The sequence below is a fragment of the Epilithonimonas zeae genome (genome assembly GCF_023278365.1).
GTDB classification, from domain to species: domain Bacteria; phylum Bacteroidota; class Bacteroidia; order Flavobacteriales; family Weeksellaceae; genus Epilithonimonas; species Epilithonimonas zeae_A.
In genome coordinates, this window is record NZ_CP075338.1 from 2080102 (window position 1) to 2092777 (window position 12676).

The 12676-nt window shown below is 35.2% G+C and carries 12 protein-coding genes; 2 read left to right on the forward strand and 10 right to left on the reverse strand.

Going from position 1 to position 12676, the window contains the following annotated elements; translation table 11 throughout:
• Positions 1-24 precede the first annotated feature (24 nt).
• The 7 genes from atpA to KI430_RS09255 all read right to left on the reverse strand — a co-directional run bounded on the left by atpA (position 25) and on the right by KI430_RS09255 (position 4759).
• The gene (atpA, locus tag KI430_RS09225; RefSeq protein ID WP_248874181.1) at positions 25-1602 is read right to left on the reverse strand and encodes a F0F1 ATP synthase subunit alpha; all 1578 of its coding nucleotides are present in this window, start codon (positions 1600-1602) and stop codon (positions 25-27) included.
• 17 nt (positions 1603-1619) lie between these two features.
• Positions 1620-2156 (reverse strand): ATP synthase F1 subunit delta, encoded by a 537-nt coding sequence (gene atpH, locus KI430_RS09230; RefSeq protein WP_248874183.1) that lies wholly within the window; start codon positions 2154-2156, stop codon positions 1620-1622.
• A gap of 5 nt (positions 2157-2161) precedes the next feature.
• Positions 2162-2659: a F0F1 ATP synthase subunit B gene (locus KI430_RS09235; RefSeq protein ID WP_074233023.1), complete on the reverse strand. Its 498-nt coding sequence runs from the start codon at positions 2657-2659 to the stop codon at positions 2162-2164.
• 86 nt (positions 2660-2745) lie between these two features.
• On the reverse strand, positions 2746-2937 hold the full coding sequence (atpE, locus tag KI430_RS09240) for an ATP synthase F0 subunit C (RefSeq protein WP_034975839.1): 192 nt from the start codon (positions 2935-2937) through the stop codon (positions 2746-2748).
• Between the two features lie 36 nt (positions 2938-2973).
• Complete coding sequence (gene atpB, locus KI430_RS09245; RefSeq protein WP_248874185.1) at positions 2974-4089, reverse strand: F0F1 ATP synthase subunit A; 1116 nt, start codon at positions 4087-4089, stop codon at positions 2974-2976.
• A 60-nt stretch (positions 4090-4149) separates the two neighbouring features.
• Entirely contained in the window at positions 4150-4383 is a 234-nt protein-coding gene (locus KI430_RS09250; protein WP_248874187.1) for a hypothetical protein, read from the reverse strand.
• A 121-nt stretch (positions 4384-4504) separates the two neighbouring features.
• Positions 4505-4759, reverse strand: coding sequence for an AtpZ/AtpI family protein (locus KI430_RS09255; RefSeq protein ID WP_248874189.1), 255 nt, complete (start codon positions 4757-4759; stop codon positions 4505-4507).
• Positions 4760-5223: 464 nt separating this feature from the next.
• Between KI430_RS09255 and ffh the strand changes: the two genes are divergently transcribed.
• Positions 5224-6588 (forward strand): signal recognition particle protein, encoded by a 1365-nt coding sequence (ffh, locus tag KI430_RS09260; protein WP_248874191.1) that lies wholly within the window; start codon positions 5224-5226, stop codon positions 6586-6588.
• 78 nt (positions 6589-6666) lie between these two features.
• Here the strand turns inward: ffh and KI430_RS09265 are convergent, their stop codons facing one another.
• The 3 genes from KI430_RS09265 to KI430_RS09275 are packed head-to-tail and all read right to left on the reverse strand — an operon-like array spanning position 6667 to position 11926.
• On the reverse strand, positions 6667-7158 hold the full coding sequence (locus KI430_RS09265) for a DUF4251 domain-containing protein (RefSeq protein ID WP_248874193.1): 492 nt from the start codon (positions 7156-7158) through the stop codon (positions 6667-6669).
• A 53-nt stretch (positions 7159-7211) separates the two neighbouring features.
• Positions 7212-8930 (reverse strand): SusD/RagB family nutrient-binding outer membrane lipoprotein, encoded by a 1719-nt coding sequence (locus KI430_RS09270; RefSeq protein WP_248874194.1) that lies wholly within the window; start codon positions 8928-8930, stop codon positions 7212-7214.
• A gap of 17 nt (positions 8931-8947) precedes the next feature.
• The gene (locus KI430_RS09275) at positions 8948-11926 is read right to left on the reverse strand and encodes a SusC/RagA family TonB-linked outer membrane protein (protein WP_248874196.1); all 2979 of its coding nucleotides are present in this window, start codon (positions 11924-11926) and stop codon (positions 8948-8950) included.
• Positions 11927-12057: 131 nt separating this feature from the next.
• On the opposite strand from KI430_RS09275, the gene KI430_RS09280 reads away from it, so the two are divergent.
• Entirely contained in the window at positions 12058-12654 is a 597-nt protein-coding gene (locus tag KI430_RS09280; RefSeq protein WP_248874198.1) for a ribonuclease HII, read from the forward strand.
• Positions 12655-12676: the final 22 nt, after the last annotated feature.

Below are 12676 nucleotides of genomic sequence, written 5' to 3' on the forward strand. Positions count from 1 at the left end.
TGAATCCTTGAACATTGAACTTTTTTAGTTGTATTTCGCAGAAAGTTCTGTTGCAACTTGCTTCAAAACTCCAGTTAATTGATCATCAATTTTACCGGCTTTAAGAGCTGCCATCACTTCCGGATGTTTGTTTTTCAAGAAATCCACATATTCTATCTGGAATTCTTTTACCTTTCTGATTGGGATATTTCTCAATAGATTCTCAGTTCCTGCATAAATCATAGCTACCTGATTTTCTACCGGAAGCGGAGAGTTAACTGGCTGCTTCAAAAGCTCCACGTTTCTTTCTCCTTTAGAGATTACCGCCAATGTAGCAGCATCTAAGTCAGAACCGAATTTAGCAAACGCTTCCAATTCTTTATATTGAGCCTGGTCTAATTTCAAAGTACCAGAAACTTTTTTCATTGATTTGATCTGAGCATTACCTCCAACTCTGGATACAGAGATACCAACGTTGATTGCCGGACGAACCCCTGAGTTAAACAAATCTGTTTCCAAGAAAATCTGTCCGTCTGTAATAGAGATTACGTTTGTCGGGATATATGCAGAAACGTCACCAGCCTGAGTTTCGATGATTGGAAGAGCTGTTAATGAACCACCACCTTTTACGATTGGCTTCAAAGATTCTGGCAAATCGTTCATTTGTTTTGCGATAGAATCATCAGCAATAACTTTTGCTGCTCTTTCCAACAATCTTGAGTGTAGATAGAAAACGTCTCCTGGGTAAGCCTCACGTCCCGGTGGTCTTCTCAATAGAAGAGAAAGCTCACGGTACGCCACCGCTTGTTTAGATAAGTCATCATAAACAATCAAAGCAGCACGACCAGTGTCTCTGAAGTATTCTCCAATAGAAGCACCTGCCATTGCAGAGTAAACCTGCATTGGAACTGGGTCAGAAGCGTTAGCTGCAACGATAACTGTATAAGCTAAAGCACCTTTATCTTCTAAAGTTTTAACGATTTGAGCTACAGTTGAAGCTTTTTGTCCAATTGCAACATATATACAATATACTGGCTGACCAGCATCATAAAATTCTTTTTGATTGATAATGGTATCGATAGCAACCACTGTTTTACCAGTTTGTCTGTCACCAATAATCAACTCTCTTTGTCCTCTTCCTACCGGAATCATAGAGTCGATAGCAACGATACCAGTCTGAAGTGGCTCGGTTACCGGCTGACGGAAGATAACTCCCGGCGCTTTTCTTTCCAAAGGCATCTCGTAAAGTTCACCTTCAATAGGTCCTTTACCATCGATTGGATTTCCTAGAGTATCAACAACTCTACCAAGCATTCCTTCTCCAACTTTGATAGAAGAGATTCTGTTAGTTCTTTTTACAGTATCTCCTTCTTTTACCATTTTGGATTCACCAAGAAGCGCCACACCTACGTTGTCTTCTTCAAGGTTAAGAACGATACCTTCTACTCCAGCTTCGAATCTTACCAATTCTCCGTACTGCACATTTTCTAAACCGTAAACACGAGCGATACCATCACCGATTGTAAGTACAGTTCCAACTTCTTCTACGTTAGATTGAGTATCGAAATTTGCTAATTGCTGCTTCAGTATCGCTGATACTTCTGCCGGATTTATTTCTGCCATTATATGGTTGTTTTTTCTTAATTAAGTTGAAATTCTTTTTTGATATTGTTCAGTTTGGTTTTAACTGAAGCATCGATTTGCTGGTCACCTACTCTCAGGATATAACCTCCTAAGATATCTGGTTTGATAATGGTTTCCAAATCATAGTTAGAAACATTTACCATATTAGAATCAGCAATTATTTTCTGAATATTTTGCTCTGACAATTTGCTAGCCGTAACCAAAGAGATACGTTGCGTTCCTTTGATATCTTCTACTTTATTGATGAATTCCTGAGCAATATTTTTAAGCTGAGATTCTCTACCTTGTTTGATAACCAATCGGATGATGTTCTTCGAAACAGGAGAAAAATCTTTAAAAATTTCTAAAGCAATCGCTTCTTTCTTTCTTGCATCAATGATAGGCGTGCTGAAGAATGTGTTCAATTCTTTGGACTGAGACATTATTTTCACAATATCCTTCATCTCTCCGAAAACAGATTCTGTATTACCAAATTCCTGTGTGAAATCCAGTAAACCTTGTGCGTATCTTTTAGCTACTTTAGATGTAAGCATCCTGATTAGTTAAGGTTAGATTTGTTAAGAATATTTTCTACCAAAGCGTTGTGTGCGCCATCGTTGTTCAATTTCTCTCTAAGAATATTCTCAGCGATGTTCACAGACAAAGTACCGATTTGGTTTTTGATATCAGCCATAGCCGCATTCTTTTCCGTTTGGATAGATTGTCTAGCTGCTTCAATCATTTTTTCGCCTTCCACTTTAGCACTATCTTTAGCCTGATTTACGATTTTATCTTTCATATCTCTAGCTTCTTTCAAGATACCATCTCTTTCAGCTCTAGCTTCACGAAGAATTCTTTCGTTATCTTCTTTCAACTGAGCCATTTCTTGTTTAGCCAATTTAGCCTGGTTAAGCGCATCGATGATAGAAGTTTCTCTCTCGTCGATAGATTTTAGAATTGGTTTCCACGCAAATTTTCCTAATACAAAAAGTAATACTAAGAAAATGATGGACTGAATGATAAATAATCCTGATGAAAACTGATGAAGTAATTCCATTATATAGTGAGATTAATTTTTATAAATTTTTAAATTAAACATTGCTGCAGCCAACCGCTGCAACAATGTTTATGATTTTGTTTGGCTTATGATGCGAATAACGCAGCGAAAGCAACACCTTCTACCAATGCAGCAGCAATAAGCATAGCAGTTTGGATTTTTCCAGATTGCTCTGGTTGTCTAGCGATTGCTTCAAGAGCAGCAGCACCAATTTTTCCAAGACCGATACCTACACCAATAACGATAAGTCCGCTACCAATAATTTTAGGAATTTCCATAATATATAATTTAAAAAATTGTTTTTATACTTTTAATTAATGAGCATGTTCATGCTCGTGTTCTTCAACTGCCATACCGATAAACAAAGCTGAAAGCATTGTGAATACGTAAGCTTGAAGGAACGCTACTAATACTTCTAATAAATAAATTACGAATGTCAAGAACGGGAAAGCAACTCCTGCAATCCAATTTTCGAAAATGTAAATTGAACCAATCAAAGTCATTACAACGATGTGACCTGCTGTCATATTTGCAAAAAGACGAATCATCAAAGCAAATGGTTTTGTCAATGTCCCCAAAATTTCTATTGGCATCATAATAAACTTCATAGGAACTGGAACACCCGGCATCCAAAAAATATGTTTCCAATAATCTTTTGAACCAGAGAAAGTTGTAATCAAATAAGTTACAATTGCTAAACAAAATGTAATCGCAATATTACCCGTAACATTGATCCCAAAAGGCATCAAACCTAAAACATTCAAAAACAAGATAAAAAAGAATACAGTCAATAGATAACCCATAAATCTCTTATACTTATGTCCAATGTTTGGAATTGCAATATCATCTCTTACAAAAATAACAAGTGGTTCAAGGAATTTTGCAGCACCAGAAGGAACAAGAGATTTTTTATAAGATCTTGCCATTCCTCCGAAAAGCACAATCATAAAAATAGCAACTAAGAAGATAACCAAAACACTTTTCGTGATAGACAAATCTAAAACTCTCTTTTCAGTTGGGTGATGATCTTTATCTAATGTCAAAGTTCCTTTAGAATCTGTTCTGTAGATTTTTTCGTGGTTAAGTGTATAAAATTTACCATTACTTTCTACCGGAGAACCGTGGATAAACTCGTGCCCATCTACGCCTTCCGTATTACTCATAAAGAAATGAAATCCTTCATCATAAATAATAACCGGCAAAGGAAAACCAATATGGTGACCACCTTTCACCATTAGGGCAACATCGTGAGCATCCAAAATGTGATGGTCTACGAACTCTTTAACTTCCTTTCTTCTCTCTTCTTTTCCAGAAAGTTCAGGAGTTTCAGTTACAGGCTTACCGTGTTGGTTTTCAACATTTTCGTGCTGAGCAAAAGCAGTTGCAAACATTAATAAACTGTAAAATAAAATTGCCGTTTTCTTTAGCATCGGTAGATTTTTTTTTCGTTTTGCAAAAATAGACTATTTTTTCTCTTTAGAAGAATTAATTTACTGTTTTTTGTCATAATTAATTAACTGAATTGCATAATATGTAAGCAACGTTGTCAGAATGAAATATGGAATAATAAAATGGAATTTATAATTCGGAATTGCTTCGAAATGAAGCTTGTTTTTTACAAGGAACATCAGCCCAAATTTCATGACAATCAGTCCTATCATTGCAAATCCTAGGTATTGCGGAAGAATTTTGTTAATCAAAATAATCAAGGTTATCATCATCATAAAAATGATTGTAAGAAATAAATAAAACTTGATTATCGTGACTTCATCCAAATGAAATGCAAATTTCCAAATTGCGAAATGTATAATAAATGTGAGAAAAAATATCACACTGATAATTAGATTACTTTTGTTTTGCATTATCCTGTTCTTCTTTATTTAAAATTTCGAGTCTCTTCACAGTTGTGTATAATGAAAGGCAAAGTCCACTGAGACCAATCACCAAAACCAAAACATTGGAACCGGTTTCAAAATACAAATCCAACTGATGTCCGCCCCAAAAAGAAATCCCAATAATAAAAAGCATCTGAAAAACGACAGACGAATACTTTCCATATTTTCTAAGGGAATCGGAGGCGTTATTTTTTTTGTCTTCCAATTTTTGATTTTTGCAAAAGTAAGGAAAATCTGCTTTGGAGTTTTGAACGCAAAGTGCGCAAAGTTTTTTTTATTTGATTCTATGTTTTTAAGCTCACAAAGACGCTTCGCTCAGCAAGGATATTCTTACATTTTGTCATTCTAAAAGAATCTAAACTTAACTGTCGAGATTCCTTTGGAAAGACAAAATTGTATTTATTTCAAATATTGTTTTACGTTGAATCTGCAGCCCGACTAGAGCGTAAATCCTTTTTTGCAATTACTCAACTTCTATTGAATCTGAAATCTTTCTGCAAAAAAGATTGACTTCGTCGAACCTAAAGGTTTGGGAGCGGAAGGCGGATTAAGCTGCCCAAATAAAATAAACGATGACTGATAAGTGATGATTGATAATTCTAGAGTATGATTCTCTAACTTTCGTTTAAATTTTCTTATTTTTGCAACCTTAAATATCTTATTAAAGTTATGTTTAACAGTTTACAAGACAAGCTAGATAAAGCGCTTCATAATATTTCCGGACGTGGAAAAATCACGGAAATCAACGTTGCAGAAACGGTAAAGGAAATCCGAAGAGCATTGGTGGATGCCGATGTAAATTATAAAGTTGCCAAAGACCTTACAAAAAGAGTTCAGGATAAAGCGATTGGTGAAAACGTTTTGACATCACTAACGCCGGGACAATTGATGACGAAAATTGTTCATGACGAATTGGTAGATCTGATGGGTGGTTCACAAGAGGGGATCAACCTTTCCGGAAAACCTACTGTGATTTTGATTGCCGGTCTTCAAGGTTCTGGTAAAACGACTTTCTCAGGAAAATTAGCCAACTATCTGAAACAAAAAAGAAGTAAAAAACCACTTTTGGTAGCTTGTGATGTTTATAGACCTGCGGCGATCGACCAGTTGAAAGTTCTGGGAACTCAAATCAATATTGAAGTTTATACTGAAATCGACAATAAAAATCCTGTAGCGATTGCTGAGAATGCGATTAATTATGCCAAGTCGAAAGGCTTTGACACGATTATCGTGGATACGGCTGGTCGTTTGGCGATTGATGAGCAAATGATGAATGAAATCAAGTCTGTTCATCAAACCATTAAACCGACCGAAACGCTTTTCGTTGTAGATTCGATGACAGGACAGGATGCTGTGAATACGGCAAAAGCCTTCAATGACACTTTGAATTTTGACGGAGTTGTTCTTACCAAATTGGATGGTGATACCCGTGGTGGAGCTGCGTTAACAATCCGCTCTGTGGTTGAAAAACCAATCAAATTTATCTCTACCGGAGAAAAAATGGAAGCATTGGACCTTTTCTATCCGGAAAGGATGGCTGACAGAATCCTTGGAATGGGAGACGTTGTTTCCTTGGTTGAAAGAGCTCAGGAACAATTTGATGAAGAGGAAGCTAAAAAACTTCATAAGAAAATAGCAAAGAATGAATTTGGTTTCGATGACTTCTTAAAGCAAATCAACCAAATCAAGAAAATGGGTAATATGAAGGATTTGATGGGTATGATTCCTGGTGTTGGAAAAGCGATTAAAGATGTTGATATCAATGATGATGCATTCAAACACATTGAAGCGATTATCCACTCGATGACACCAGAAGAGAGAAGAAGACCTTCTATCATCAATGTTTCCAGAAAGCAAAGAATTGCTAAAGGTGCAGGAAGAAAATTGGAAGATGTCAATTCCTTGATGAAGCAATTTGACCAAATGGGTAAAATGATGAAGATGATGCAAGGCCCTCAAGGTAAACAAATGATGCAGATGATGAGCAAAATGCCAAATATCCCTGGAATGGGTGGCGGTTTGTTTGGGAAGTAATAAGAAGAATTGTTATATAAAACAAAAACTCCAAAGTATATCTACTTTGGAGTTTTTGTTTGTATAAAAAAAACATTCCTAATTATCATCTATTGACCCGACATAAAGAAGAGGTTTTTGATTTGGTCCTTCTAAAGAACAGTCAATTTTTCCATTTTTGGAAACTTCCATCTTAACAAGATTAATATCTTTTTGGTCATTCAGAAAGTAATTTAATAAAATACTTCCGTTATCTTGATCTGTACGAGCAACTGTAAAATCTAAAGACGTTAGTTCTATTGATGATCTGTTACCCCTAGACTCTTTCTCGTTCAGCGGTAAATTTATTATAAATTTGTCATTAGTAACAGAAATACCAACATGTTCTAGAGATGAGGTAGGCACGTTAGAAGTTAAAATTCTTCCAGTACCAGCAGGTGTTGAAAAAGTTGTTCGCCCATCATATCCGCTTACTAAAAAATCAAATTTGTTGTTATAAACCTTTGTTTTTAGTTTTTCGTAAGATACTTGATTAGAAGCACAAGATGCTAATACAAAAAGTATAAAATTTAATATTACTAGTTTTTTCATATTAATATAAGTGTAAGGTTAAAAAAACCGCCTTGAAGGCGGTTTTAAAAATTTTAGTTTACGTCCCAAAAAACTTTTGAGCTATATTTATCCCCACCATTAATTTTTGCAGCAGCAGCGGCAACATTAGCAGCGTTATTATTTCTCTCATTTAATGGGTAAGGCATTCTTCTAACCAAGCCAAACTCTGCAGTTGGTGCATTATTTAGAACCGGATAATCTAATCTTCTCCAAAAATTCCAAGCTTCAATACCTCTGTTGTACATTGCTACCCAAGCTTCTTCACCTATTGATTTCTTCCAGTTTGAAGCATCATAAGGGTGAGCTGCTAAATATAGCGCAATTTCACCATCATTTACACCCCACTCATTCATCGAAGCAGTTACAGCACTAGTATAATAACTAGATGCAGATCCCCCAACAGCAAATCCTCTAGCAGCAGCTTCAGCCAACATAAATTTAACATCTACATCATTGAAGATAACTCCTGGAGCAGTAGATTCTTTAATTTTATCTGTTACTCTTGTAAAGTTACCATAAGTGTTTAGTGTACCATAAGTTCCTCCAACATAGTTTTCAGCGTTAATAACTTGTCCTACAGAAACACTTTTAGCGCCTGGAGCAGTAGCAATAGTAACAGAGTTAGTACCTACTACAGTAACTTTTCCAATATACGAATCATCAGCTAAACCACTACCGTTATCATTTATGAATATAGCTTGTCCGACAACCGGAATAGCAGCAGCTGGTATGTTTTCTTCAAATGTAATTGTTTGTAAACCCGCACCAGTAGTTTCTGATACTGTCCCTAAATTTCTATTTAAGTTTTCACCAAAATAATAAATCCTACGAGGATCACTATTTGCCTTTAAGAAATTGACATATATATTGGAAGGTAAAAAATCATTTCTACCACTTGCAACCAAATTCTGATAAACCGGATTTGAAAACTGTCCATTATCAAATAAAAATTGCAACGCATTACTACTTGTGATAACACCTCCAGCATATGCACTTTCAACTAAAACTTTGGCTTTTGATGGATTAACATCGGCAAGATTCAGACCCATTTGAAGCTTAATAGTGTTAGCTACTTTTATCCAATTTTCCATATTGTAAGCACTTGGATAAAACTGATCTACCTGCCCACCAGCTTCATTATAATAACTTGGCATATCTACACTTACAGAAGCAATAGCAGCATTGATTCTCGCTTCTAAATCTGCATAAATTGTAGCGGCATCATCATACTTTGGTTGCAGATTCAAATCACCTGTTTGATACTTAAGAGCTTCGGAATAAGGAATATCACCATAAGTATCTACTAAATTGGCCCAAGCAAATACTGATAAAATCTCCATAATTGCAACTTTATTTGCTTTGATTTTTGCAACTTCAGCTGGAGAGTACGCAAGATCTTCAGTTTCGTTAGCAACATAACCTTTAGCTCTGGATAATGGTCCAATTACCTCGCGGAACATGTTGTTGAAATGAAACTGATTTTGGTTTCTTTGGTCAAAATAATAGTTAGTTTCACCAGTATATGTAGTTTCTGTCCATTGTTGAGTGAAAAAACGAGTGATATTCTCATTAACACTTGGAGAAACGTGCTGGTTTGCAAGATAATAAGAAGCTGTTGTAAGCACGTTAATAGATGGAACTATCACAGGGTTCTTAGGATCTACGTTTAGAATTGTCGTATCACTTTCGCACGAGGTTAAACCCACAAATGCAAGTGATGATAAACTTAATATTTGAATTAATTTTTTCATTTTTTTACTGTTTCGCATTAAAATTTAATATTTACATTAAATCCAAAATCTCTAGTAGTTGGTAAGATTCCTATTGAGTTACCTCTTGATCTAATTCCACCACCAACTCCAGCTTCTGGATCTCCGTAAGGAAGATTTTTATGGATAATCCACAGGTTTCTTCCAACAAGAGATAAAGTTACATCTTGCAAGAATGTACTTTGAAGAATGCTCTTAGGTAAAGAGTATGATATACTAGCTTCTCTCAATTTAACATAAGATGCATCATAAACATATCTACTATTAGGAGCATTTGTATAACCTTCCGGCTGGTAGCTATAGTAGTTTGTTTCGTTAAGAACTGCTGTACCATTTGCTCTAATACCTCCTACCTGAGTAGTATTTGGATTACCATTAGCATAAACACCAGGTAAAATTACGCCTGTAGGATTTCTCCATTCAGGCGATACAGTATCAGCATACAAGCCGCCTGCATAACCATACCATAAATCTGTTGAGAAAGTATCACCACCTTGTTGAACATCAATTAAGAAGCTTAATGAAATTCCTTTATAGCTAAATGTATTTCTTAAACCTCCTGTCCAGTCTGGTGTAATATTACCAATTACTTTTGGAGCTGTTTTTGCCCAAAGACCATTAGCTTGTACAACTCTTTGTCCATTTTCATGGTATACATAATCTGTACCTACCAACGAACCAAAAGCCTGACCTACACTTGCATTAAGTGTAACACTTCCCTGATATGCGCCTAACTGATAATTATCAACACCATTTAAGTCAACAACGATGTTTTCATTTTTTGCCCAGTTAGCAACTAAATCCCAAGAAAAGTCTTTTGTTCTAATTGGCGTAACATTTAATGCTACTTCTACTCCTTTATTATCAATTCTACCAGCATTAAAGACCATTTGATTAAATGTTGTAGCATTCGAAATTGGTAAATTAATAATTTGATCGGTAGTTCTGTTATTATAGTAAGCGAAATCGATACCTAATCTTCTCTTGAAAAACTGTAGCTCTGTACCTACTTCAAATTCTTTAGATCTCTCTGGTTTCAAATTAGGATTCTTCAAAATATTAGAAGTATCGAACATAACAACTCCATTATAATTACCTAAAGAAGTGTAAGTATTCACTAAGTTATAAGGATCTGTAGATCCCCCTACGACAGCGTAATTTCCACGAATTTTCCAAAAACTTAACCAATCTTGATTAATTAAATTAGACAAAATTACAGACCCAGCAACAGATCCATAACCGTAAGTTCTGTTGTCTTTTGGTAAAGTAGATGCTTGATCCACACGATAGGTTCCATCTATATAATATGTATCTTTGTACCCAATCGATGCTGTAGCATAGGCACCAGAAGTAACTGATCTTTGAAGTGTTTCAGCTGCAGGTTTAACTACACCTTGAGAGTTTGAAAGAGCATAAAGTCCTGGAACAACCAAGCCTCCCTCTGTCGAAGCATAAACATTTTCGTTTCTATTTCTTCTAACGTTTGCACCAATGATACCAGAAATATCAAGATCATCTGTGATATCAAATCCGTAGTTTAAGAAAGCGTCAAAGTTAGTTTCTGTTCTATTAATATCTTGTCTAGAGTATCCTGACTCAACATTGTTACCAGAAGCTCCCCAAGCTCTAGGTACTGATCCAGCAGCTAATCTATTCTCAATTACCATATCCATCATATCATGAGATAATTTTGCAGTAAAATTAATCTTCTTTGTAAAAGAATATGTTAATGAAGCATAGCTAAAACTTCTTGTTCTTCTGTCAGACTGATAACTTTCGTATCTTAAAAAATATGGATTATCCCAGTAATAAGGTCTTATATCGTCTGGTGCGTGCCAGTTCCAAGTAATGTTCTTTTTTGTTCTGAAATAAGCATCTCTTTGTTCAATAATATCAGTATTAACATTCCACCATTGTCTGAAAGCTGACATCGTATTATCTGAATAACCTGTCTCGTTTCTTCCTTTAGTATTTTGCAATGTTAAAGAAGAATAAACAGAAGCTCTTAACTTATCAGTTAAATCGTAATTAAACTTTGTTGATATCGTATTTTTTTTCAATTCTGAATTAGGCAAAATACCATTCATTAATTGATTAGTGTAATTCAACAAGAAATCACCTTTTGGACCTGCCTTTTGTAAAGATAAAGTATTTGTATAAGTATTGGCCGTTTCAAAAAAGTCAACTGGCGTATGCTTTCCAGCAACATAAGGAGTCATTTTACCATAATTAGGAGAAGTAACATCAAAACTATCCCAATTATAAAGCATACTTCCATCATATGCAGGACCTAGAGAGGCATCATCACTAAAGTTAGAATAGCCATCATAGTTAAAATAGTCACCATATCCACCTCCAAATTTGTTTTGGTATTTTGGGAAAGTTGATTTATCTATAGAACCAACACTTACACCAGAATTAAGAGTAACACCCCATTTGTTGTCATCTTTTCCTCTACCAGACTTAGTTGTAATTACTATAACGCCATTAAGACCTCTTTCTCCGTAAAGTGCGGATGCTGCTGCACCTTTTAATACATTTATAGACTCTATATCTTCTTGATTGACATCAGAAAGAAAATTTCCATAATCATATTGCCCAGAAAGAGAAGTGTTACTAACTGGTGAACCATCTATAACGATTAATGGACCACCAGCATTTAAAGATTTATAACCTCTAATTACCAAATTAGAAGAACCACCAAAGTTATTATTGGTGTTAACCTGTAAACCAGCTACCTTACCAGATAACTGAGAGGCAACGTTACCTGTATTAGTAGTTCCTTTAGTAATTGCATCAGATTTAATTTCTTGAGATGCATATCCTAAAGATTTCTTGTCTCTCTTGATACCCAAAGCCGTTACAACAACGCCTTCAATATCTTGCGTTTTAGCTGAGTCTTGTACCGTTTGCGCAGAAACCATTGCAAAAGACGACGAAAGAACCACTGCCAACACACTTGTTGTTAATTTTTTCATATCAAATCAAATTTTTCAATAAACAAAAATGCAAAACATTATTAATATATACAACATAAATTCTTAAAAATTTGTTAATAATATTTATTAAAGCCTTACTAATACATAACTTTGCAATATTATTTTTTATTATGCAACTAATACAGAATTTTTCAATCGACCTTATAGAAGCAGGTTGCGATGAAGTCGGAAGAGGTTGTTTAGCCGGACCTGTCGTGGCTGCGGCTGTAATAGTTGATAAAAATTTTAAGCAAAATTTGGTTAACGATTCTAAAACGTTAAATTTCAAAACCAGACAGAATCTTGACCTATATATCCGTGAAAATGCAGTTGATTTTGCTATTGCGGAATTATCGCCGGCATTTATAGACGAACATAATATTTTAAATGCCAGCCTGCACGCCATGCATCGTGCACTTGATCAGCTTAATACGAGACCTGAATTGATTTTAGTAGATGGCAACAAGTTTCATCCTTATAATTACATTCCGCATCATTGTATAATTAAAGGGGACAGCAAGTATCTTTCAATTGCAGCTGCTTCGATTTTAGCTAAAAACTACCGTGATAATCTGATGATCAAACTTCACGATGAATTTCCGGATTACGGTTGGAATACCAATTTCGGTTATTGTACCAAAACACACCAAAAGGCTTTGAAAAAATTTGGCCCAAATATCCATCACAGAAAATCATTCCGTTTAGAATATGATGTAGAAATCGATTAGTTTCTAAAAAACAAATTTGTAA